The organism is Actinoplanes subtropicus (genome assembly GCF_000721705.1).
GTDB classification, from domain to species: Bacteria; Actinomycetota; Actinomycetes; order Mycobacteriales; family Micromonosporaceae; genus Actinoplanes; species Actinoplanes subtropicus.
This window is the reverse complement of sequence record NZ_JOJL01000021.1, coordinates 322,279-343,681: the sequence shown is the minus strand read 5'-3', so window position 1 is coordinate 343,681 and position 21,403 is coordinate 322,279. Positions and strand designations below refer to the sequence as shown.

General features: G+C 69.8%; 22 protein-coding genes and 1 pseudogene. 15 read left to right on the top strand and 8 right to left on the bottom strand.

Annotated features, from left to right (window positions below; translation table 11 throughout):
- Positions 1 to 220: 220 nt before the first annotated feature.
- Positions 221 to 1,057, bottom strand: coding sequence for a class I SAM-dependent methyltransferase (locus IH26_RS0128875; RefSeq protein WP_084599138.1), 837 nt, complete (start codon positions 1,055 to 1,057; stop codon positions 221 to 223).
- A 288-nt stretch (positions 1,058 to 1,345) separates the two neighbouring features.
- Between IH26_RS0128875 and rpsA the strand changes: the two genes are divergently transcribed.
- From rpsA to IH26_RS0128855, 4 genes are all read left to right on the top strand, one after another.
- Positions 1,346 to 2,854, top strand: coding sequence for a 30S ribosomal protein S1 (rpsA, locus tag IH26_RS0128870; protein ID WP_030439392.1), 1,509 nt, complete (start codon positions 1,346 to 1,348; stop codon positions 2,852 to 2,854).
- Between the two features lie 152 nt (positions 2,855 to 3,006).
- Positions 3,007 to 4,191: a dephospho-CoA kinase gene (coaE, locus tag IH26_RS0128865; RefSeq protein ID WP_030439391.1), complete on the top strand. Its 1,185-nt coding sequence runs from the start codon at positions 3,007 to 3,009 to the stop codon at positions 4,189 to 4,191.
- Positions 4,192 to 4,488: 297 nt separating this feature from the next.
- Positions 4,489 to 6,606: an excinuclease ABC subunit UvrB gene (uvrB, locus tag IH26_RS0128860; protein ID WP_030439390.1), complete on the top strand. Its 2,118-nt coding sequence runs from the start codon at positions 4,489 to 4,491 to the stop codon at positions 6,604 to 6,606.
- 911 nt (positions 6,607 to 7,517) lie between these two features.
- Complete coding sequence (locus IH26_RS0128855) at positions 7,518 to 8,519, top strand: TerC family protein (RefSeq protein ID WP_030439389.1); 1,002 nt, start codon at positions 7,518 to 7,520, stop codon at positions 8,517 to 8,519.
- A 460-nt stretch (positions 8,520 to 8,979) separates the two neighbouring features.
- On the opposite strand, the gene typA is transcribed toward IH26_RS0128855, so the two are convergent.
- The gene (gene typA / locus IH26_RS0128850; protein WP_030439388.1) at positions 8,980 to 10,845 is read right to left on the bottom strand and encodes a translational GTPase TypA; all 1,866 of its coding nucleotides are present in this window, start codon (positions 10,843 to 10,845) and stop codon (positions 8,980 to 8,982) included.
- Positions 10,846 to 10,993: 148 nt separating this feature from the next.
- Here typA and IH26_RS0128845 point away from each other — a divergent pair, with 148 nt between their 5' ends.
- Both IH26_RS0128845 and IH26_RS0128840 read left to right on the top strand, forming a co-directional pair.
- Positions 10,994 to 11,788, top strand: coding sequence for a lytic transglycosylase domain-containing protein (locus IH26_RS0128845; protein WP_030439387.1), 795 nt, complete (start codon positions 10,994 to 10,996; stop codon positions 11,786 to 11,788).
- Positions 11,789 to 11,936: 148 nt separating this feature from the next.
- Positions 11,937 to 12,359 (top strand): uL11 family ribosomal protein, encoded by a 423-nt coding sequence (locus IH26_RS0128840; protein ID WP_030439386.1) that lies wholly within the window; start codon positions 11,937 to 11,939, stop codon positions 12,357 to 12,359.
- Positions 12,360 to 12,400: 41 nt separating this feature from the next.
- Here the strand turns inward: IH26_RS0128840 and IH26_RS0128835 are convergent, their stop codons facing one another.
- Positions 12,401 to 13,024 carry an ATP-dependent Clp protease proteolytic subunit gene (locus IH26_RS0128835; protein WP_030439385.1) on the bottom strand — a complete coding sequence of 208 codons (624 nt, stop codon included), beginning with the start codon at positions 13,022 to 13,024 and terminating at the stop codon, positions 12,401 to 12,403.
- 127 nt (positions 13,025 to 13,151) lie between these two features.
- Between IH26_RS0128835 and IH26_RS0128830 the strand changes: the two genes are divergently transcribed.
- From IH26_RS0128830 to IH26_RS0128800, 7 genes are all read left to right on the top strand, one after another.
- Positions 13,152 to 13,418: a type II toxin-antitoxin system Phd/YefM family antitoxin gene (locus tag IH26_RS0128830; RefSeq protein ID WP_030439384.1), complete on the top strand. Its 267-nt coding sequence runs from the start codon at positions 13,152 to 13,154 to the stop codon at positions 13,416 to 13,418.
- Positions 13,418 to 13,837 (top strand): type II toxin-antitoxin system VapC family toxin, encoded by a 420-nt coding sequence (locus tag IH26_RS0128825; RefSeq protein WP_245665589.1) that lies wholly within the window; start codon positions 13,418 to 13,420, stop codon positions 13,835 to 13,837. Before IH26_RS0128830 ends, IH26_RS0128825 begins: the two co-directional genes overlap by 1 nt.
- A gap of 56 nt (positions 13,838 to 13,893) precedes the next feature.
- Entirely contained in the window at positions 13,894 to 14,508 is a 615-nt protein-coding gene (locus tag IH26_RS0128820) for a cysteine hydrolase family protein (protein ID WP_030439382.1), read from the top strand.
- Between the two features lie 23 nt (positions 14,509 to 14,531).
- Positions 14,532 to 15,242 (top strand): GntR family transcriptional regulator, encoded by a 711-nt coding sequence (locus tag IH26_RS0128815; protein ID WP_030439381.1) that lies wholly within the window; start codon positions 14,532 to 14,534, stop codon positions 15,240 to 15,242.
- Between the two features lie 22 nt (positions 15,243 to 15,264).
- Positions 15,265 to 15,579 (top strand): ferredoxin, encoded by a 315-nt coding sequence (gene fdxA / locus IH26_RS0128810; RefSeq protein ID WP_030439380.1) that lies wholly within the window; start codon positions 15,265 to 15,267, stop codon positions 15,577 to 15,579.
- A 72-nt stretch (positions 15,580 to 15,651) separates the two neighbouring features.
- The gene (locus IH26_RS0128805) at positions 15,652 to 17,202 is read left to right on the top strand and encodes an NCS1 family nucleobase:cation symporter-1 (RefSeq protein ID WP_051808613.1); all 1,551 of its coding nucleotides are present in this window, start codon (positions 15,652 to 15,654) and stop codon (positions 17,200 to 17,202) included.
- Complete coding sequence (locus tag IH26_RS0128800) at positions 17,202 to 17,930, top strand: aspartate/glutamate racemase family protein (RefSeq protein ID WP_030439378.1); 729 nt, start codon at positions 17,202 to 17,204, stop codon at positions 17,928 to 17,930. Before IH26_RS0128805 ends, IH26_RS0128800 begins: the two co-directional genes overlap by 1 nt.
- Here the strand turns inward: IH26_RS0128800 and IH26_RS0128795 are convergent.
- Entirely contained in the window at positions 17,927 to 18,406 is a 480-nt protein-coding gene (locus IH26_RS0128795; protein ID WP_030439377.1) for a cupin domain-containing protein, read from the bottom strand. The two genes, IH26_RS0128800 and IH26_RS0128795, sit on opposite strands and share 4 nt — an antisense overlap.
- Before the next feature lie 416 nt (positions 18,407 to 18,822).
- Between IH26_RS0128795 and IH26_RS0128790 the strand changes: the two genes are divergently transcribed.
- On the top strand, positions 18,823 to 19,344 hold the full coding sequence (locus tag IH26_RS0128790; RefSeq protein WP_030439376.1) for a SigE family RNA polymerase sigma factor: 522 nt from the start codon (positions 18,823 to 18,825) through the stop codon (positions 19,342 to 19,344).
- A complete protein-coding gene (locus IH26_RS0128785) occupies positions 19,341 to 19,970 on the top strand; it encodes a hypothetical protein (protein WP_157437443.1) in 630 nt (209 codons plus the stop codon). Before IH26_RS0128790 ends, IH26_RS0128785 begins: the two co-directional genes overlap by 4 nt.
- 187 nt (positions 19,971 to 20,157) lie before the next feature.
- Here IH26_RS0128785 and IH26_RS58430 read toward each other — a convergent pair.
- The 4 genes and pseudogenes from IH26_RS58430 to IH26_RS0128765 all read right to left on the bottom strand — a co-directional run.
- A pseudogene (locus tag IH26_RS58430) lies at positions 20,158 to 20,344 on the bottom strand (MBL fold metallo-hydrolase); the annotation flags it as partial.
- 63 nt (positions 20,345 to 20,407) lie between these two features.
- Complete coding sequence (locus IH26_RS64000; RefSeq protein ID WP_281179795.1) at positions 20,408 to 20,533, bottom strand: hypothetical protein; 126 nt, start codon at positions 20,531 to 20,533, stop codon at positions 20,408 to 20,410.
- Positions 20,514 to 20,726: a DUF4143 domain-containing protein gene (locus IH26_RS64655; protein WP_425394409.1), complete on the bottom strand. Its 213-nt coding sequence runs from the start codon at positions 20,724 to 20,726 to the stop codon at positions 20,514 to 20,516. Before IH26_RS64655 ends, IH26_RS64000 begins: the two co-directional genes overlap by 20 nt.
- Positions 20,727 to 20,757: 31 nt before the next feature.
- On the bottom strand, positions 20,758 to 21,402 hold the full coding sequence (locus IH26_RS0128765) for an MBL fold metallo-hydrolase (RefSeq protein WP_030439374.1): 645 nt from the start codon (positions 21,400 to 21,402) through the stop codon (positions 20,758 to 20,760).
- Between the last annotated feature and the right edge of the window lies 1 nt (position 21,403).

Below are 21,403 nucleotides of genomic sequence, written 5' to 3'. Positions count from 1 at the left end.
GGCACGCTTGCGCGACGCGGGAGAGGCTTGCGCGACGCGGGAGAGGCTTGCGCGACGCGGAGGCAGGCTCGGGCGACGCGGGGTGGATCGTTTCGGCCGCTGGGTGGACCGGCCGCTGGGTGGACCGGCCGCTGGATGGACGAGCCGCTGGGTGGACGAGCCGCCGGGTGGACCGGCAGCCGAATCGACCAGTCAGGTCGCGGTGACCCCGGCCGCGTCGTCAGGCCGGCAGGTCGGCGACGAAGATGGCGGTGCCGGGGAAGAGGCGGCCGCGCAGCGGGCTCCACTGGCCCCAGACCTGGTCGTGCCCGGCCGGCCACTCCGGCTCGATCAGGTCGCGCAGCACGAAACCGGCCGCGACCAGCTCGCGCACCCGGTCGCCGAGCGTGCGGTGCTGCTCGACGTAGGTCGGCCGGCCCCGCTCGTCGACCTCGACGTACGGCCGCCGGTCGAAGTACGAGTTCCGGGCGATCAGGCCGCTCTCATCCGGTTCGTCCCAGAAAATCCAGCGCATCGGGTGGGTGATCGAGAACACCCAGGTGCCGCCGGGCCTGAGCACCCGGGCCACCTCGAGCATCGCGGCGCCCGAGTCGGCCACGAACGGGATCGCCCCGAAGGCGGTGCAGACGATGTCGAATACGCTGTCCGCGAACGGCAGGGCCAGCGCGTCGGCTTGTGCCAGCGGCACGCGTACGCCGGACCTCTCCTCGCCGGCCCGCGCCTGCCGCAACATGCCCGCGGAGAGATCCATGGCCACCACGTTCGCGCCCTGCCCGTCCAGCCAGCGCGCCCCGGCGGCGGCGCCGGCGCCCAGTTCGAGCACCCGCCGGCCGCGCACGTCGCCGAGCAGCCGGGCGTCCGCCTCGCGCAGCCCCTCCGGGCACCAGACGAAGTCGTTGTCGCCCAGGAAGGCGCCGTGTTCGCCCTGGTAGTCGTCGGCGTCGAGATCCCACCAGGCGCGGCTCGCGCGCCGGCTCTCGTCGTCGGTAACCGGCCGGCGCAGCACCGTCGTCTCGCTGGCCGGGACAGCCGTCCCGGGACCCGGAATATCGATCACGTGACCAACGGTACGTGAGGGCACGCCATGGTCCTGATTCGGTACATTACGGGCACGATGCGGGGTTTCCGCCGAACATTGTGCCGCCGTCGTCAGGAGGGCTTGCAACCTGTGGTAATGCGCACGGTAAGCTAGTCGATGCGCTCGCGGATCGTGTGCCTCGGCAGGGAGCAGGCTCCGTGGTCACCGGTCTCGTCATGATCATTTCAATCGTTCGTGGCGTGCCCGGTGGCAGTTCCGTGGAGCGCTAGAGACACCACAATCCATCCGTTCGGAGCAACTGTCCACATGACGAGCAGCATCGAGGCCACCTCGAGCGCCAACAAGGTCACCGTCGACGACCTCGGTTCCGAGGAGGCTTTCCTCGCCGCAATCGACGAGACCATCAAGTACTTCAACGACGGCGACATTGTCGAAGGCACCGTCGTCAAGGTCGATCGGGACGAGGTCCTGCTCGACATCGGCTACAAGACCGAGGGTGTCATCCCCTCGCGCGAGTTGTCGATCAAGCATGACGTGGACCCCGCGGAAGTGGTGTCGGTCGGTGACCACATCGAGGCTCTTGTTCTCACCAAGGAGGACAAGGAAGGCCGCCTGATCCTGTCCAAGAAACGCGCTCAGTACGAGCGGGCCTGGGGCACGATCGAGAAGATCAAGGAAGACGACGGCGTCGTGCGTGGCTCCGTCATCGAGGTCGTCAAGGGTGGTCTCATCCTCGACATCGGTCTCCGCGGCTTCCTGCCGGCCTCCCTGGTCGAGATGCGTCGCGTGCGTGACCTGCAGCCGTACGTGGGCCGTGAGCTCGAGGCGAAGATCATCGAGCTGGACAAGAACCGCAACAACGTGGTCCTGTCCCGCCGCGCCTGGCTGGAGCAGACGCAGTCCGAGGTTCGCACCGAGTTCCTCAACAAGCTGCAGAAGGGCCAGGTCCGCAAGGGCGTCGTCTCCTCGATCGTCAACTTCGGCGCGTTCGTCGACCTCGGCGGCGTCGACGGCCTGGTGCACGTCTCCGAGCTCTCCTGGAAGCACATCGACCACCCCTCCGAGGTCGTCGAGGTCGGCCAGGAGGTCGAGGTCGAGGTGCTCGACGTCGACCTGGACCGCGAGCGCGTCTCGCTGTCGCTGAAGGCGACCCAGGAAGACCCGTGGCGCCAGTTCGCCCGGACCCACGCGATCAACCAGATCGTGCCGGGCAAGGTCACCAAGCTGGTTCCGTTCGGCGCGTTCGTCCGCGTCGACGACGGTATCGAGGGCCTGGTGCACATCTCCGAGCTGGCCGAGCGGCACGTCGAGCTGCCCGAGCAGGTCGTCCAGGTGGGCTCCGACGTCCTGGTCAAGGTCATCGACATCGACCTGGAGCGCCGGCGCATCTCGCTGTCGCTCAAGCAGGCCAACGAGGGCTTCGTCGAGGGCGAGGAGCACTTCGACCCGACCCTGTACGGCATGGCCGCGACCTACGACGCCGAGGGCAACTACATCTACCCGGAGGGCTTCGACCCGGAGACGGGCGAGTGGCTCGAGGGCTTCGAGAAGCAGCGCGAGACGTGGGAGAAGCAGTACGCCGACGCCCGCGAGCGCTGGGAGGCGCACACCAAGCAGGTGCAGGCGTCCCGCGACGCCGACGCCGAGGCCGCGCTCAACCCGGCTCCGGCCGCCGCCGGTGGTCCCGCCGCCGCGTCGGCCACCTCGTCGAGCTCGCCGGCTCCGGCGCGGGCCGCCGAGGAGCCGGCCGGCACCCTGGCCACCGACGAGGCCCTCGCCGCCCTGCGCGAGAAGCTCGCCGGCGGCAAGAGCTGAGGTAACACACGGCAGTACGAAGGGCCGTCCCGGTTCGGGGCGGCCCTTCGCCGTGCCCGGGACCGTTCGTGGGCCGGCGGTCCTTCGCCAGCTCCGGACCGGCGAGCCGGGCCGGGCGGGCACGTGGGTCCGCCGGCGACGATAATTGAGCCGTGCTGAGGGTGGGATTGACCGGCGGGATCGGGGCGGGCAAGAGCGCGGTCGCGAGCCGGCTGGCCGAGCGCGGCGCGGTGATCATCGACGCCGACAAGCTGGCCCGCGAGGTGGTGGCGGCCGGCACGCCGGGGCTGGCCGAGGTCGTCGAGGCGTTCGGGTCCGGGGTGCTCACCGGCGACGGCGAGCTCGATCGGCCGGCGCTGGGTGCCAAGGTCTTCGGCGACGAGCCGGCCCGCCGCCGGCTCGAGCGGATCATCCATCCCCGGGTGCGCGCGCGGACCGTCGAGATGACCGCGGCGGCCGCGCCCGACGCCATCGTGGTCAACGACGTTCCGCTCCTGGTCGAGGCGGGGCTCCCCGGCACGTACCATCTGGCCCTGGTGGTGGAGACCCGGCTCGAGTCAAGACTGCGGCGTCTCCGGGAGACCCGCGGGATGGCCACCGAGGAGGCGACCGCGCGGATCAGCGCGCAGGCCGACGACGCCCGGCGCCGGGCCGCGTGCGACGTGCTGCTGGAGAACAACGGCACCCTGGAGCAGCTGCACGACCGGGTGGACCGGCTCTACCGGGAGCGGCTCGTGCCGTTCGAGAGGCACCTGCGGCTGCGCACCAGCGCGCCGCTCGGCCCCGAGTTGGTCATCGCCGAGCCCGACCCGACCTGGCCCGAGCAGGCGGCCCGGCTGATCGCCCGGATCCGGCACGCGACCGGCGCCGAGGCGGCGGTCGAGCACATCGGCTCGACCGCGGTCGCCGGGCTGCCGGCCAAGGACATCATCGACCTGATGCTCGCCGTGCGCACCCTCGACGAGGCCGACGCGCTGGCCGACCGGCTGGCCGAGGCCGGTTTCCCGCGGCGGCCGGGGGAGTGGGCGGACAACACGCGCGGCGTACCCGGCGAGACCTGGCCGAAAAGGCTGCACGGCAACGCCGACCCGGGGCGCCCGGTCAATCTGCACGTGCGGGTGACGGGTTCGCCGGGCTGGCGGTTCGCCCTGCTCATGCGGGACCACCTGCGCGCGATCCCGGCGGCCCGCGAGGCCTATGCCGCGGCGAAGGCTCAGTGGGCCCTTCAACATCAAGACCGTTCGGCGTACGGCGAGGCCAAGGAGCCGTGGTTCGACACCGAGGCGCGGGCGGCCGACGACTGGGCCGAGGAAACCGGCTGGGAGCCCGGCACATAGCCCCTCCCCGGCCGGACAAGAGAAGGGCGCTCGCGGCGGCCGGTCAGCGCTCAGCGCGACCCCCGCGGGTGCGCTCGCCCGGAAGAGCCGGGGCGCATCAACCACGGTCCGGCCGGACGGACCGTGTGGTGATCCGTCATCGTGCCGGGCGGCCGCCGCGAGCGGCCTACCCGAACAGGCTAGGCGAGGCGCGCAAGGCCGGACAACGCGGCGAATGTGCACCCTCAGCACGCCGGTTCGCCGAGAGCGGACCTCGACGGGGAGAACTTGTCATACCCCCGACGTACCGTGGTCCCCATGGCGCTCGACATCCCAGTTCTCGACGGCCGCTTCGAGGTCGTCAGTGAGTTTCAGCCCGCCGGTGACCAGCCGGCGGCCATCGACGAGCTGGAGCGACGGGTCCGGCGCGGCGACCTGCACACGGTGCTGCTCGGCGCCACCGGCACCGGCAAGAGCGCGACGACCGCGTGGCTGATCGAGCGGCTGCAGCGGCCCGCGCTGGTGCTCGCGCCCAACAAGACGCTCTGCGCCCAGCTGGCCAAGGAGTTCCGCGAGCTGCTGCCCAACAACGCGGTGGAGTATTTCGTCAGTTACTACGACTACTACCAGCCCGAGGCGTATATCGCGCAGACCGACACGTACATCGAGAAGGACTCCTCGGTCAACGAGGAGGTCGAGCGCCTGCGCCACTCCGCCACCATGTCCCTGCTGACCCGGCGCGACGTCATCGTGGTCGCCACGGTGAGCGCCATCTACGGCCTGGGCACCCCGCAGGAGTACATCGACCGGTCCGTCCGCCTGAAGGTCGGCGAGGAGGTCGACCGCGACAAGCTGCTGCGCCGCCTGGTCGACATTCAGTATGCGCGCAACGACATGTCCTTCCAGCGGGGGACCTTCCGGGTCCGCGGCGACACGCTCGAGATCATCCCGGCGTACGAGGAGCTGGCCGTCCGGGTCGAGCTGTTCGGCGACGAGGTGGAGAAGCTGTACTACCTGCACCCGCTCACGGGCGAGGTGATCCGCGAGGTCAACGATCTGATCATCTTCCCGGCGACGCACTACGTGGCCGGCCCGGAGCGGATGGAGCGGGCGATCCGCGGCATCGAGGCCGAGCTGGCCGAGCGGCTGGCCGAGCTGGAGCGGCAGGGCAAGCTGCTCGAGGCCCAGCGGCTGCGGATGCGCACGACGTACGACATCGAGATGATGCGCCAGGTCGGCTTCTGCAACGGCATTGAGAACTACTCGATGCACATGGACGGCCGCACCTACGGCGAGCCGTCGTACACGTTGCTCGACTACTTCCCCGATGACTTCCTGACGGTCATCGACGAGTCGCACCAGACCATCCCGCAGATCGGCGGCATGTACGAGGGTGACGCCTCCCGCAAGCGGATCCTCATCGAGCACGGCTTCCGGCTGCCCAGCGCCGCCGACAACCGCCCGCTCCGGTGGGACGAGTTCCTCGAGCGGGTCGGCCAGATGGTGTTCCTGTCGGCGACCCCCGGCCCGTGGGAGATGCAGCAGGCGCAGGGCGAGTTCGTCGAGCAGGTGATCCGGCCGACCGGCCTGGTCGACCCGCAGGTCGTGGTGAAACCGACCAAGGGCCAGATCGACGACCTGATGCACGAGATCCGGCTGCGCACCGAGCGCAACGAGCGGGTCCTGGTCACCACGCTGACCAAGAAGATGGCCGAGGACCTGACGGATTACCTGCTGGAAAACGGCATCCGGGTGCGGTATCTGCACTCCGAGGTGGACACGTTGCGCCGGGTGGAGTTGCTGAAGGAGCTGCGCAAGGGCGACTACGACGTGCTGGTCGGCATCAACCTGCTGCGCGAGGGTCTCGACCTGCCCGAGGTGTCGCTGGTGGCGATCCTCGACGCGGACAAGGAGGGCTTCCTGCGCAGCGGGCGGTCGCTGATCCAGACCATCGGCCGGGCCGCGCGTAACGTCTCCGGCGAGGTCCACATGTACGCCGACAAGGTCACCCCGTCGATGCGCGACGCGATCGACGAGACTGACCGGCGGCGGGCCAAGCAGATCGCCCACAACGAGGCCAACGGCATCACCCCGCAGGCGCTCCGCAAGAAGATCCACGACATCCTCGACGACATCTACCGCGAGGCCGAGGACACCGACGCCGCGGTCAGCGGCCCGATGGTCGGCGGCGGCGGCCGCCAGATCTCCCGCGGCAAGGCCCCCGTCCCCGAGACCAGGTCGAAGGCGCGGGCGTCGAGCGGCACGGCCCGCGAGGGCATGGCCCGAGCCGAGCTGGCCCAGCTGATCCAGGACCTGAACGACCAGATGCTGGCGGCCGCGCGCGAGCTGCAGTTCGAGCTGGCCGCCCGCATCCGCGACGAGATGCAGGAGCTGAAAAAAGAACTACGAGGCATGGACATGGCCGGCGTCAAGTAACCACCGGCGCCAGGCCAGCAGCCGCCCAGGATCGCCCGGCCGCCCCGGACCCCGGCCGCGTGAACCGGCGCAGGGCTCCGACGCGGGCGGTGTGACTCGGCGTGTGGGCCTCCGAGCCGGGCCGCGTGGCTCGAGTGCGCGGCTCCGGCCCGCCCGCGTGACTCGGCCCGCGCGGCCCGGACCCGGGCCGCTCAGCGTGCGTTCCCGAACTGGGCAGCGTAACTCGGCCTGCGCAGCCCCGACCCGAGCCGCGCGCGCGTTCCCGAGCCTCGCCTGCGTTGCGGAGGTGGGCGCGTGCCCGAGCTGGGCGCCGTGACTCGGCGTGCGCGGTCGTGAGCCCGGCCGCGTGTCTTGGTGTGCGGGGTTCCGAACCTGCCGTGCGAATCGGCGGCCGGGTCTGAGCTCGGGTGGGTGGGACTTTGTCGGTGGGGCCTGACCTGCTTGCGCGGGTTCGGCCGGCCTGGGTCGTTGCCTCGTCAGGTCGTGGGGTGGCGAAGTGAGCTAGCCTCCTAGGAAGCCTGGGTCGCTGCGGGTGGGGGCACGCCGGTGGAGTGATGGGGTCGGGCGACGTGGGACACAGTGGGGGTGATCTGGTCGTCCGCTGCGGATGACGGATGGCGGGTGGGGGCGCGGTAAGCTGGTTAGCGGAACCTAACTGGATGGGTGGTTCCGGCTGCGGCCGGGCTTGCTTTCCGGGGTGCCGTGCCATTGGGTCTGGGATGAGACACAATGGCTGCCGTAGGAGGGGAGTATTCCCTCGCGCCGGTCTCGTCAGCACGGAATGCCCACGTGGGCTACCCGGGGCCGGTGGTCGCTCAGGCGGCGGAAGAGACCTCCGACAGCCGCACGTCGCTGTGCTCGCTCGACCTCGGGCGGACATGGCGATGACTCGTGTCTGCCGGAGGTTTTCGTTGACTGTGTCGTCCTGGGCGTGGATCGCCACCCTAGTTGCCCTCGTCGCCGTGCTGGCCGTCGATCTGCTGATCATCGGCCGGCGGCCGCACGAGCCCTCGATGAAGGAGTCGGGCGCCTGGGTCGCGTTCTACGTCGGGCTGGCGGTGCTCTTCGGGGCCGGCGTCTGGCTCGTGGCGGGCGGCAGGTACGCGGGGGAGTTCTATACCGGTTGGCTCACCGAGTACTCGTTGAGTGTCGACAATCTTTTCGTCTTCGTCATCATCATGGCGCGGTTCGCGGTGCCCCGGCGGTTCCAGCAGGAGGTGCTGCTCGTCGGCATCGTGCTGGCGCTGGTGATGCGTGGCCTGTTCATCGCGGCCGGCGCGGCGTTGATCGCGCAGTTCTCCTGGGTCTTCTACATCTTCGGCGCGTTCCTGGTGTACACGGCGGTCTCGCTGTTGAGGGAGGGGCAGACCGACGAGGACGACTTCCAGGAGAACGTCCTGATCCGGTGGGCGAAGCGGGCCCTCCCGGTGTCCTCCTCGTTCGGGAACGGGCGGCTGACCATCCCGACGTCGAGTGGGAAGCGCCTGTTCACGCCGATGCTGATCGTGATGATCGCGCTCGGGACCACGGATCTGCTGTTCGCGCTCGACTCGATTCCGGCGATCTTCGGCATCACCAAGGAGCCGTACCTGGTCTTCACCGCGAACGTCTTCGCGCTGATGGGGCTGCGCCAGCTCTACTTCCTGCTGGGCGGGCTGCTCGAGCGGCTGGTCTACCTCAACTACGGGCTCGCCGCGGTGCTGGCCTTCATCGGGGCCAAGCTCTTCGCCGAGGCGCTGCACACCAACAGCCTGCCGTTCGTCAACGGCGGTGACGGGGTGGACTGGGCGCCGGAGATCCCCATCTGGCTGAGCCTGCTGGTCATTCTCGGCACGCTGGGCGCCGCGACGCTCGCCAGCCTGGCGAAATCGAGCCGCGACCGGAAAAGAGAACTGACCGAAGCGAAAGCCTGACCCGGCAGAGGACCCGCGCGGCGAGGGACGCGGCGGCCAAGCGGGCGCGGCAGGCGCGGCAGGCGCGCGGGCGCGGCGGGCAAGCGGGCGCGGCAGGCGCGCGGGCGCGGCGGCCGAGCGGGCGCGGCGGGCAAGCGGGCGCGGCAGGCGCGGCAGGCGCGCGGGCGCGGCGGGCGCGCAGGCGCGGCAGGCGAGCGAGCGGGGTGCGGCAGGCGAGCGAGCGGGGTGCGGCAGGCGAGCGAGCGGGGTGCGGCAGGCGAGCGAGCGGGGTGCGGGCGAGCGGGGTGCGGGCGAGCGGCGGGCGAGCGAGCGAGAGTGTGGACGGCCGCGGCGAGGAGCCTGACCCGGCAGCTCAGCCCGGTGGTCGCGGCAAAGGCGCGACCACCGGGAGAGCTTGCGAGGTGACGCGGGGGCGGCCTCGATGCGGTTGGGGAGCCGCCGGGCGTACGGCCGGATGGTTTTAGGCTTGGTGTTTGCGGCGGGCTGCCTGGCGACCGCGGGTCTGCTGGTCGAGGATGACCTTGCGGATGCGGACCGCGGAGGGGGTGACCTCGACGCACTCGTCCTCGCGGCAGAACTCGAGGGCCTGTTCGAGGGAGAGCTTGCGCGGGGGGATCAGCTTTTCAGTCTCATCGGCCGTCGACGAGCGCATGTTGGTGAGCTTCTTCTCCTTGGTGATGTTGACGTCCATGTCGTCCTGGCGGGAGTTCTCGCCGACGATCATGCCCTCGTAGACCTCCGTCGTGGGCTCGACGAAGAGTTGGCCGCGTTCCTGCAGGTTGGTCATCGCGAACGCGGTGACCACGCCGGCCCGGTCGGCCACCAGCGAGCCGTTGCTGCGGGTGCGCAGCTCGCCGAACCAGGGCTCGTAGTCTTCGAACAGGTGGTGCATGATGCCGGTGCCGCGGGTCTCGGTGAGGAACTCGGTGCGGAAGCCGATCAGGCCGCGCGCGGGGACCAGCCACTCCATCCGCAGCCAGCCGGTGCCGTGGTTGGTCAGCTGCTCCATCCGGCCCTTGCGGGTGGAGAGCAGCGTGGTGATCGCGCCCATGAACTCGTCGGGGGCGTCGATGGTCAGGCGCTCGACCGGCTCGTACACCTTGCCGTCGATGGTCTTGGTGACCACCTGCGGCTTGCCGACGGTGAGCTCGTAGGACTCGCGGCGCATCTGCTCGACCAGGATGGCCAGGGCGAGCTCGCCGCGGCCCTGCACCTCCCACGCGTCGGGGCGGTCGGTGGGGAGCACCCGCAGCGAGACGTTGCCGACCAGCTCGCGGTCGAGGCGGTCCTTGACCATGCGGGCGGTGACCTTGCCGCCCTTGACCCTGCCGACCATCGGCGACGTGTTGGTGCCCAGGACCATCGAGATCGCCGGCTCGTCGACGGTGATCAGGGGCAGAGGCTGCGGGTTCTCCGCGTCGGCCAGGGTCTCGCCGATCATGATGTCGGGGATGCCGGCGATCGCCATGATGTCGCCGGGGCCGGCGCTCTCGGCGGGCTTGCGCTCGAGGCCCTCGGTCATCAGCAGCTCGGAGATGCGCACGTTGGCGATCGTGCCGTCGGTCTTGCACCAGGCGACGGTCTGGCCCTTGCGGATGGTGCCCTCGTGCACGCGGCACAGGGCGAGCCGGCCGAGGAACGGCGACGAGTCGAGGTTGACCACGTGCGCCTGCAGCGGCGCCTCCTCGTGGTAGGTCGGCGCCGGGATGGTCTCGAGGATCGTGGTGAACAGGGTCTCGAGGTTGTCGCTGTCCTGCGGGACCGTGCCGTCGGCGGGCTGGGTGAGCGAGGCGATGCCGTCGCGGGCGCAGGCGTAGACGATCGGGAATTCGATCTGTGCCTCGTCCGCATCAAGATCGAAGAAGAGGGCGTACGTGTCGTCCACCACCTCCTTGATCCGGGCGTCGGGCCGGTCCACCTTGTTGATCACCAGGATGATCGGGAGGCGGGCCTGCAACGCCTTGCGCAGCACGAACCGGGTCTGTGGCAGCGGGCCCTCGGACGCGTCGACCAGCAGCACCACGCCGTCGACCATGGTGAGGCCGCGCTCGACCTCGCCGCCGAAGTCGGCGTGCCCGGGGGTGTCGATGATGTTGATGGTGACCGGACCGCCGTCGACCGGCTGGTAGCTGATGGCCGTGTTCTTGGCGAGAATGGTGATGCCCTTTTCCCGCTCCAGGTCCATGGAGTCCATGACGCGGTCGGTCATCTCGCCGCGTGCATGGGACTGTCCGCCTTGCCGGAGCATGGCGTCGACCAGGGTGGTTTTGCCATGGTCGACGTGAGCGATGATGGCGACATTGCGGAGGTCGGTGCGGGTCTGCATGCATCCATTGTCCCCGGTCTCGGTTGCTGTCACGGCTGCGGGGTCAATCGACGGAGGGTGGGCGCTTTATCCGTTTCGCCGGGCTGCGGGCCAGGTGCGAGGCCTGTTAGCGTTCGCCTTCGGCGCTTAACGGGGAGGTTGTTCGTCGATGGGTCATCGAGGAAAGTTGCTGGCCGCGGCCATCGCGCTGGTGGTGGCGGCCGGTTGCGGCCTGACCGGGCACGACAAGGGGACGGCCGCCGCGCCGCCGTCCGTCGATCCGGTCGGGGCGTCGTCGACGCCGTCCGAGGAGCCGACCTCGGCCGATCTGTCAGCGGAATCACCCAGCCCGACCCCGTCCAGGACGACCACCAAGCCGAAGCCGAAGGCGACCGAGCCGACGGCGCCGCCGTTCTGGAGCCAGCTGCCCGCCTGCGCGCACTACGACAAAACCACGCCGGTCGCCAAGGGCAAGGTCAAGGCGGCGCTGAAGTCGGCGGCCGGGCGCGTCTACTGGCAGACCGAGGCGCCCACGCTGAAGCTGAACTACCCGCTGGTCAAGGCCATCGCCTGGCAGGAGAGCGGCTGGAAGAGCAACATCCACAACTGCGACGGCGGGGCCGGCATCATGCAGGTCATGCCCGCCACGGTCGAGATGATCAACCAGCGCTTCGGCCTCACCTACGACCCGTCGAAGTACCAGGACAATGCGTACGTGGGCGCCAACTACCTGGCGTGGCTGACCAAGTGGGCGTCGTACAACTACTTCAACAACAGCTACGACTTGAGTGCGGGCAAGTGCAAGTCGCACACGTCGTGGTGCCTGCTCAACGTGGTGATCTCGGGCTACAACGCCGGCCAGGGCGGCATCGAGGCGGCGGCCGCGACCAAGACCCTGCCCAATCCCGAGTACGTGGCGGCGGTGCGCGCCCTGATGACCCGGTGTCAGTGCGACCAGTACTAGCGAGCTACACTTGCCGGTGGTACCCGGGACCTCCGTTTTGACCCGTCCGGCGACGCGGTTGTAAGGTCCCGGGGTTGTTGTGTGTTGATTTCAAGCTGGCGAGCTGCGACTTACGGCCCGTGCAGCTCACCTAAAGGAGCCCTACGCAATGCCGCCCAAGAAAAAGACCCATGAGGTAACCCTCGCGCTTGAGGCGGGTAACGCCGCGATGGTCGACCTCGGCAAGATGCTTGGTCCGACCGGGGCCAACATGCGTGCCGTGAAGGTGGAGTACGACGAGGCGACGGCGAAGAACCGTGGCGAGATCATCCCGGTGATCGTGTCGGTCTACGAGGACCGCAGCCACACGCTGGCCTACAAGACCCCGCCGACCAGCTTCCTGATCCGCAAGGCCCTGGGCATCCAGTCGGGCGCGTCGAACCCGTTGACGCAGACCGTCGGCACGCTCAGCGCGCAGCAGATCAAGGAGATCGCCGAGCGTAAGCTCCCCGACCTCAACGCGAACGACCTCGACGCGGCGATCAAGGTCGTCGCCGGCACCGCGCGCTCGATGGGCGTCAAGACCCCCTGAGCGACGCGCTGAAAAGCCCCCGGGATTCCCGGGGGCTTTTTTCATGCCTTCCCGACGATCTCGTCGATCAAGCCGTACTCGACGGCCTCCTGGGCGGTGAGCGACCGGCCCGCCTGCAGATCGTCCTCTATCCGGCTGCGGGTCTGCCCGGTCACCTCGACCAGCCGCAGCACGACCTCCTCCAGCTCGCGCAGGTGCTGCCCGGCGGCCCGGGTCACCTCGTCGGCGGTGCCGGTCACCCCGGCCGCGCGCGGCTCGGTGAGCTTGAATCGGGCGTGCCGATAGGCCGCCCGCTTGTCGGCGGCCGCCAGCACGGCCACCACGGCGCCGCCGGCCTGGGCGGTGACCAGCGCGTGCACCGGCGCGGCCATCGCATCGATCACGTCGATCACGGAGAGCGCCGCGGCGAGCTCGCCGCCGTCGCTGGCCACGTGCAGCTGGACCGGGGCGGGGCCGGCCGCGTCGAGGGTGAGCAGGGCGGCGGCGACGCCGGTGGCGGCCTCGCCGGTGAGCGCGCCGCGCACCATGACGATCCGCTGGTCGAACAGGCGCTCCTCGAGCCAGCCGGGCAGGGCCGGGCCGGCGCCGGGGTGGGACGCGGGCCAGGGCTCGGGGGAGTGGTGCGGGGGCTGGCCCCAGCGCATCGGGTCGTGTCGCAGCTCCACCAGGTACCTCCTACCTCATCAGCCTAGGTGCGGACCCTCGCTGGTATCGACCCATTCCGCTGTCGGCGGATGTGGTACGGTCTAGACAGTCTGGACAGAGTGTCGTTGCGGTTGGGGATTGATCGATATGCGCTGGCAAGTGCAAGAGGCCAAGCAGCGCTTCAGTGAGTTGCTCCGGGCCGCGGCAACGGGTGAGCCGCAGATCGTCACCCGGCACGGCGAGGAGATAGCGGTGGTGATGGACATGCGGGAGTATCGACGCCTGCAAGGCGAGGAACGCATGACGATCCTGGAATTCCTGATGAAGCGGCCCAAGGAGGGTGAGGAGATCCCGGACGACTTCGACATCGAGCGAAGCCGCGAGCCGCTCCGCGAGATCAACTTCTTCGACTGATGGTGGCGTATCTGCTCGATACCAACGTCATATCGGAGCTGCGCAAGGCCACTCCACACCGGCGGGTGGTGACCTGGCTGCGGCGCCTCGAGGCGGCGAGGGCCGAGGTCTACCTCAGCGTGCTGTCGGTCGGCGAGATCCGGAAGGGCATCGAGATGCTGCGCCCTCGCGATCCCCGGCGAGCCGTCGCGCTGGAGGCGTGGCTCGGGGAACTGGTCGAGGCCTACGGCGGCCGGATCCTGCCGGTAACGGTGGCCGTGGCCGAGGAGTGGGGGCGGATGGCCGCCGCGGCGCAGCCGCCGGTGATCGACGGGCTGATGGCGGCCACCGCCCGGGCGCACCGGCTCACGCTGGCCACGCGGAACGTCGCCGATGTCGCACGGACGGGCGTGCCGGTGGTCAATCCGTTCGAGGGCTGACGGGCCGGGCTCGCGTGGCATGCTGAAGGGAGTGATCAGGGCCACAGGAGGCTGGCATGGCGGAGGCGTTGCAGCTGGACCCGGCGAAGACCGCGGTCGTGCTGATCGAGTACCAGAACGAGTTCACCAGCGAGGGCGGCGTGCTGCACGGGGCGGTGGCGCCGGTGATGGCGAAGACCGGGATGCTGGAGAAGACCGTCGCGCTGGTCGAGGCGGCCCGGGCCGCGGGCGTGACCATCATGCACGCGCCGATCACGTTCGCGCCGGGGTATGGCGAGTTGTCGCGGCACCCGTACGGCATCCTGAAAGGCGTTGTCGACGGGAACGCCTTCGTGAAGGGGACGTGGGGCGCCGCGATCGTCGACGCGTTGACGCCGGCCGCGGGGGACATCGTGATCGAGGGCAAGCGGGGGCTGGACACGTTCGCGAGCACCAACCTCGACTTCATCCTGCGCAGCAAAGGCATCGAGACGGTCGTCCTCGGCGGGTTCCTGACGAACTGCTGCGTCGAGTCGACGATGCGCAGCGCGTACGAGAACGGCTACCGGGTCGTCACGCTCACCGACTGCACGGCGGCGACCTCGGCGGAGGAGCACGACAACGCCATCGCGTACGACTATCCGATGTTCTCGATCCCGGTGGAGTCGGCGCAGGTGATAGCCGCTTTGTAACGCGGGCGGTCTAGGGTCCGGGCATGCCTGGTCCACGCCGCCGGTCGGCTCTGGTCGCCCGGCTGGCCGGCCGTCCGCCGGCCGGGGCGCAGAGCGCGATAGTCGACGAGCTGCGCGGCGTCATCCTCGACGGGGAGGTGCCGCCCGGCTCGGCCATCCCGGTGGACGCGGTGGCGGCCGCGTTCGGGGTCAGCCGTATCCCGGTGCGCGAGGCGCTGATGACGCTGATCGGGGAGGGCCTGGTCGATCACCGGCCGAACGCCGGGTACCGGGTGGCGATGATGACGGCGCCCGAGTTCACCGAGATCTACCTGGTGCGCGAGGCGCTCGAGACGGCGGCGCTGCGGGCCGCCGTCGAGCTCGCCACGGCCGAGGACGACCAGCGGGCTGGGGCCGCGCTCGGCGCGCTGGACGTGGCCGTCCGCGCGTACGACGGCCGGCTCTACCACCGGGAGAGCCGGCGCTTCCATCTCGCCCTGATCCGGCCCTGCCGGATGCGGCGCCTGCTGCACATGCTCGACGTCGCGTGGAACATGACCGAGCCCCTCCAGCCGATGTCCCACCTCGGCGATGCCGAGCGGGCCGCGCTGCACGCCGACCACGCCGGCATGCTGGCCGCGTTCCTCGATCGGGACGCCGGCGGGCTCACCGCGGTCTTCGCCGCACACCATCATCGGCTGCAGCGGGCGATCGGTGCGCTTCCGCAGGACACGGGGTTGTTCGAGCCGGGCTGAGGTTCTGTTCTACATTGCTTGAATGACCTACATCATCGCCGAGCCCTGCGTCGATGTCCTCGACCGGGCATGCGTCGAGGAGTGTCCCGTGGATTGCATCTACGAGGGCAACCGGATGCTCTACATCCACCCGGACGAGTGCGTGGACTGCGGGGCGTGCGAGCCGGTCTGCCCGGTCGAGGCGATCTTCTACGAGGACGACGTGCCGGAGCAGTGGAAGGACTACACGAACGCGAACTACGAGTTCTTCGAGGATCTCGGCTCGCCGGGCGGTGCCGCCAAGCTGGGCAAGATCGACAAGGACGCGGCGTTCGTGGCGGCGCAGCCCTCGACGTGAACGCCGGTCGGTGAACGGAAGATATACAGTTCCGCTCATCGCCGCGAAACAGCGGGTTCCTAGCGTGATCGCATGGCCGACACCCGCGAGAGCACGCCACAGGACCTGGTCGAAGCCGCCGGCATGCCGGTCGGCAGCGGCATCGTCGAGCCGGGGTACGACCCTCGGCTCACCAACGAGGACCTCGCGCCCCTGAAGGACCAGCACTGGGGCTCGTACAACATCTTCGCGTTCTGGATGTCCGACGTGCACAGCGTCGGCGGGTACGTGACGGCGGGCAGCCTGTTCGCTCTCGGGCTGTCCAGCTGGCAGGTGCTGATCTCCCTGGTCGTGGGCATCACGATCGTCTACTTCTTCTGCAATCTGGTCGCCAAGCCGAGCCAGCGTACCGGCGTGCCGTACCCGGTGATCAACCGTTCGGCGTTCGGGGTGCTCGGGGCCAATGTCCCGGCGATCATCCGGGGAGCGATCGCGGTCGCCTGGTACGGCATCCAGACGTACCTCGCGTCGGCGGCGCTCGACGTGGTGGTGCTCAAGATCTGGCCGAGCCTGGCCCCGTACGCCGATGTCCATCAGCACGGCTTCCTCGGGTTGCCGCTGCTCGGCTGGTGCACGTACGCGATCCTGTGGGTCTTGCAGGCCGCCGTGTTCTGGACCGGGATGGAGACGATCCGCAAGTTCATCGACTTCTGCGGGCCGGCCGTCTACGTCGTGATGATCATCCTGGCCGGCTATCTGATCTACAAGGCCGGCTGGTCGTCGATCAACCTGAACCTGGGCACGGTCAAGTACACCGGGCTCGACGCGATTCCGATCATGCTCGGGGCGATCGCGCTGGTGGTCTCGTACTTCTCCGGACCAATGCTGAATTTTGGTGATTTTTCCCGCTATGGGAAGTCCTTTGCCGCCGTCAAACGGGGCAACCTGCTCGGGCTTCCGGTCAACTTCCTGGCCTTCTCGATTCTCGTCGTCGTGACCTCTTCGTTGACGATCCCGGTCTTCGGCGAGCTGATCACCGACCCGGTGACGACCGTGTCGAGGATCGACAGCACCTTCGCCATCGTCCTCGGCGCCCTCACCTTCACCATCGCCACGATCGGCATCAACATCGTGGCCAACTTCATCTCCCCGGCGTTCGACTTCTCCAACGTCTCGCCTCAGCGGATCAGCTGGCGGGCCGGCGGCATGATCGCCGCGGTCGGCTCGGTGCTGATCACCCCCTGGAACCTCTACAACAACCCCGAGGTCATCCACTACACGCTGGAGACGCTGGGCGCGGCGATCGGGCCGCTGTTCGGCGTGCTGATCGCGGACTACTACCTGGTCCGCCGGCAGCGGGTAGTGGTCGACGACATGTTCACGATGGCGCCGGAGGGCCGCTACTGGTACAGCAAGGGCTACAACCCCGCGGCGATCATCGCGACCGTGCTGGGCGCGGCCGTGGCCGTGATCCCGGTCCTGGCCACCGGCGTGCCCGGCATGCACACCACCGCGCAGTACAGCTGGTTCATCGGCATGGGCCTGGGCCTGCTCGGCTACCTCGGGCTCGCGTCCCGCTTCCGGGTGGCCGCGTCCAGCCGGGTCACCGAAGCCGTCCCGATGCCCGTGCCCGAGCCGGCCTGATGCACCTCCGGGTCGTCAATCCGAACACCACGGAGTCGATGACCGCGCTGATCGAGGAGAGCGCCCGGGCCGTGATCGGCCCGGGCACGACCCTCGACGCGGTCACCTCGGCCATGGGGCCGGCCTCGATCGAGAGCCACTACGACGAGGCATTGGCGGTGCCCGGCGTGCTGGCCGCCGTGGCCGAGGGGGAGAGCGCGGGCGTGGACGGCTACGTGCTGGCCTGCTTCGGCGACCCCGGGCTCGACGCGGCCCGGGAGGCCGCGGCCGGCCCCGTGGTGGGCATCGCCGAGGCCGCGATGCATGCGGCCACGTTGATCGGTCGCGCTTTCAGCGTGGTGACAACCCTTTCCCGTACGCGTGGGCGCGCCCACGATCTGGCGGCGCGCTACGCACCGGCGGGCGCGTGCCGGGGCGTCCACGCCTGCGACATCCCGGTGCTGGCCCTCGACAGCGACCCGGCCGTGCTCCAGCGGGTCGTCGCCCTGGCCCGCGCGGCGCTCGATCGCGACGGCTCCGACGTCATCGTCCTCGGCTGCGCCGGCCTGGCCGGGCTGGCCGCCGCCGTCCAGGCCGAGCTCGAGGTCCCGGTGATCGACGGGGTGGCCGCCGCGACCATGTTCGTCCAGTCACTGGTGACCCTGCGGCTGAGCACCTCACGGCGGAGCGAGTACGCCCGGCCGCCGGTCAAGCCGTACGCCGGGATGCTCGCGGCCTTCGCCCGTTAAAGCCAATGGTTGTCGTGCTCCAGGTAGAAGGCGAGCCGCTCCTGTTCGCTCATCTCGGAGAGGTGCAGCAGGCCCTCGAAGTAGCCCTCGCGCGGCGCGCCCGGCGCGAAGTGCAGCAGCATCGAGGCGGGCTCGCCGGACTCGTTCTTGAAGCCGTGCACGCCGCCGGCCGGGACGTGCACCCAGTCGCCGGGCTCGGTGTCGAGCCACTGCTTGCCGTCGTAGATCCGCATGGTGCCGGACAGGATGTAGAACGACTCGGCGAGGCTGCGGTGGAAATGCGGGTCGGGGCCGGTGACGCCCGGTCCGCACGCCCAGCGGTAGATGCCGAACAGGCCCCCGGTCGACGCGCCGGTCGACAGATAGTGGACCTTGGTCCCGTTGGGGTAGACGAGTTCCGGCTCGGTCGCGGCCGGCCGGTACGTCGCGCTGATCTCACCGGATTCGCCGTGGTAGAGCGGTGGTGGATAGGTCATACTGTGCCCTCCTTAGGCATGCCCTTCTGGCCTCGCCTGCGACGCCGCCCGCACGTTGCGGCAGGTGCCGCTCGGTGCAGGCGGTCATGCCCTCATCATGTGCGAAATGGATGAATTGCGCTGTCCCGGGTAATAACCGGGGATGACCAGTCCCGATCGCTACCCGCCGTTGGACCCGGGAGCACCGATTCCGGACGATCCGGGCGAACTCACCCCGGAAGCGCCGGATCCGTTGCCCCCGCCTCCGATCGAGCCCACACCCGAACCTGAACCGTCCCCGGGAGGGGTGCCCGAACCCGCCTGATGAATATTTCGTGGCCGCCGGCGATCATCGCCGGCGGCCACTTTTTGTGCGGCCCATGCAACCTCGTGGGGGCGGCGAATCGTCAGGGGCGTGTGAGAGCGAAGGAGGGAACGTGAGGACAGAGCGGGACGAGCAGTTCCACAGCTTCGTGCTCAACCACCGGGCGGCCCTGATCCGGACGGCGACGCTGCTGACGGCCGGCGACGGTCACCTGGCCGAGGACCTGGTCCAGTCGGCCCTGACCAAGCTTTATGTCGCGTGGCCGTCGTTCCGGCGGGCCGACAATCCCGAGGGTTACGTACGCCGCACGCTGGTGAACGCGCTGACCGACGAACGCCGCCGGTGGTGGCGCCGCCACGAGCGCAGCGTCGCGGAACTCCCGGATCGGCCGCACGCCGCGGGCACGGGCGAGGACGATCAGGACGACGGGTTGCGGGCGGCGCTGCGCGAGTTGCCGCCGAGGATGCGGGCCGCGCTGGTGTTCCGCTACTTCTACGACCTCGACGTCGCCGACACCGCCGATGCCCTCGGATGCACCGAGGGAACGGTGAAGAGCCAGACCGCGCGAGCGCTCGACCGGCTGCGCGGGGTGCTGGCCGAGACCGAGATTCCCCTGACAGGAGTGACCCGATGATGGATCTGCACGACCGACTCGCCACCCTCGCCGGGCCGTCCGGCGCACCCTCGGCCGAGCAGGCGGACGCGGACGTGGCCCGCGGCCGGCGGGCGCTGCGCCGGCGCCGGCTGTTCCGCTCCGCCGGCGCGTCGGCCTTCGCCGTTGCGGCGCTGGTGGCCGTGGTGGCCTACGGCACCTCGGCGGTGTCCCACCCGGCGACCACGCCCACCGTGGCCTCCGCCCACCTGGTCGCCTACCAGGGTGCGCAGCCGAAGGGCTTCACGATCGACAAGGTACCGGCCGGCTGGGAGGTGCAGGGCGTGAGCCCGGGCGCGCTGACCATCGCGCCGGTCGGCGCGAAGGACAAGAACCCGGACAGCTTCGTGGGCAAGATCGCCGTCATGCTGCAGTCGCAGGACGACCACTCCACGCCCTCCGGCACCGGGGTGACGGTGGGCGGTAGGCCGGGCGTCATCAACGGGGGCCTCGGCACCGAACACGGCAAGAACCTGTGGGTGAAGCAGCCCAACGGGATCTGGCTGCTGGTGCAGATCTGGGATGCCCGCGGGTGGACCGACGCCGACATGGTCGAGTTCGCCGGCGGTATCCACGTGCTGAAGGACGCCGTGCAGGGCCGCGGCTGACCCCGCCCGCGGCGAGGCGCCCCCATCAGCCGGCTCGGCAGGCGGGGGCGTGACGCCCTGAACGACGTGTGCTGGGTGGACCTGGGGCCGGTCTCCGGGCAGGCGGTGCCGGCGCACTACGACCCCGACGACGTCTGGCGCGTCGCCCGGACGCGGCAATGCGGCGAGTAACGAGGTGGACGGCTGGTCACCAGCCGCGGGTGCGCCACTCCGCGAGGTGGGGGCGCTCGGCGCCGAGCGTCGAGTCCTTGCCGTGGCCCGGATAGAAACAAATGTCGTCGGGGAGCCGGTCGAACAGTTCGTGCTCCACGTCGTCGATCAGGGACGTGAAGTTCTCCCCTGTTGCCGCGCGTGTTGCCGACGCCGGCGGGGAACCCTTGCGCGCCCGGTATCGACCGTGCCGACATCTGATCACTTGTGCTGTGGCCGTGGCGGCTTCACGGCGCCACGCGCCACAGCGCATCGAGCGGTACGGCCCGGATCTTGTCGCCGAATGGCAGGGTCTGTGCCCCGGTGTAAAGGACGAAGCCGGCGACGAAACGCTCACCGAGCGCCACGTTCATCGGACCAGGTGAGCTGCCGGGCCAGCCGAGTCAGATTCGAGGACCAGGCCGGGATGGTCTTGATGAGAAAGACCGAGGCAAGCAGTTCCAGGTAACGCACGAGCGTTGTGCGCGGAAGGCCCGACTGGCTCGACAGTGCGGCCGGCACGAGGAGCTGACCGGTACGGCTTGCCCGCAGGGCGAGGAGTTTCAGCAGGTCGCCGCGGCGGCAGCTGGCCGGTCGATCACCAGCCGCGGGCTCGCCACTCCGGGATTGACGGCCGCTCCTTGCCGAGCGTGCTGTCCCGCCCGTGACCCGGGTAGAACCAGGTCTCGTCGGGGAGCCGGCCGAAGACCTTGGTCTCCAGGTCCGTCATGAGTGAGTGGAATTCCGTCGGGTTTGTTGTCCGGCCAGGACCGCCGGGGAAGAGGCTGTCGCCGGTCCACAGGTGGGCGTGGCCGTTCGGGTCGCGGTAGAGCAGGGCGATCGAGCCCGGCGTGTGCCCGACCAGGTGGATCACCTCGAGCTCGCAGTCGCCGACGGTGACCGTGTCGCCCTCGGCCAGGGTGCCGGTGACGACCGGGATCTCGCCGGCGTCGGCGGCGTGCGCCAGCGAGCGGGCGCCGGTCGCCTCGACCACGTCCTCCAGGGCCTGCCAGTGGTCGCCGTGCCGGTGGGTGGTGACCACCGTCGTCAGGCCGGCGTGGCCGATCAGGGCCAGCAGGGTCTCGTCGTCGTTGGCCGCGTCGATCAGCAGCTGGTCGTCGCCGCAGCGCAGCAGGTACGCGTTGTTGTCCATCGGGCCGACCGAGACCTTCGTGATGGTCAGGTGGTCGAGCGTACGGACGGCGGGCGCGCTGCCCCGGGAGACGTCTCCGGTGTAGGCCATG

Excerpts from the sequence above, each read along its gene's own strand:
- IH26_RS0128840 (WP_030439386.1), top strand. The coding sequence starts at position 11,937 with ATGCCGCCCAAGAAAAAGACCCATGAGGTAACCCTCGCGCTTGAGGCG.
- IH26_RS0128815 (WP_030439381.1), top strand. The coding sequence starts at position 14,532 with ATGCCTGGTCCACGCCGCCGGTCGGCTCTGGTCGCCCGGCTGGCCGGC.
- IH26_RS0128845 (WP_030439387.1), top strand. The coding sequence starts at position 10,994 with ATGGGTCATCGAGGAAAGTTGCTGGCCGCGGCCATCGCGCTGGTGGTG.
- IH26_RS0128820 (WP_030439382.1), top strand. The coding sequence starts at position 13,894 with ATGGCGGAGGCGTTGCAGCTGGACCCGGCGAAGACCGCGGTCGTGCTG.
- IH26_RS0128765 (WP_030439374.1), bottom strand. The coding sequence starts at position 21,402 with ATGGCCTACACCGGAGACGTCTCCCGGGGCAGCGCGCCCGCCGTCCGT.
- IH26_RS0128805 (WP_051808613.1), top strand. The coding sequence starts at position 15,652 with ATGGCCGACACCCGCGAGAGCACGCCACAGGACCTGGTCGAAGCCGCC.
- IH26_RS0128825 (WP_245665589.1), top strand. The coding sequence starts at position 13,418 with ATGGTGGCGTATCTGCTCGATACCAACGTCATATCGGAGCTGCGCAAG.
- typA (WP_030439388.1), bottom strand. The coding sequence starts at position 10,845 with ATGCAGACCCGCACCGACCTCCGCAATGTCGCCATCATCGCTCACGTC.
- fdxA (WP_030439380.1), top strand. The coding sequence starts at position 15,265 with ATGACCTACATCATCGCCGAGCCCTGCGTCGATGTCCTCGACCGGGCA.
- IH26_RS0128785 (WP_157437443.1), top strand. The coding sequence starts at position 19,341 with ATGATGGATCTGCACGACCGACTCGCCACCCTCGCCGGGCCGTCCGGC.
- IH26_RS64000 (WP_281179795.1), bottom strand. The coding sequence starts at position 20,533 with ATGAACGTGGCGCTCGGTGAGCGTTTCGTCGCCGGCTTCGTCCTTTAC.
- rpsA (WP_030439392.1), top strand. The coding sequence starts at position 1,346 with ATGACGAGCAGCATCGAGGCCACCTCGAGCGCCAACAAGGTCACCGTC.
- uvrB (WP_030439390.1), top strand. The coding sequence starts at position 4,489 with ATGGCGCTCGACATCCCAGTTCTCGACGGCCGCTTCGAGGTCGTCAGT.
- IH26_RS0128800 (WP_030439378.1), top strand. The coding sequence starts at position 17,202 with ATGCACCTCCGGGTCGTCAATCCGAACACCACGGAGTCGATGACCGCG.
- IH26_RS0128795 (WP_030439377.1), bottom strand. The coding sequence starts at position 18,406 with ATGACCTATCCACCACCGCTCTACCACGGCGAATCCGGTGAGATCAGC.
- IH26_RS0128830 (WP_030439384.1), top strand. The coding sequence starts at position 13,152 with ATGCGCTGGCAAGTGCAAGAGGCCAAGCAGCGCTTCAGTGAGTTGCTC.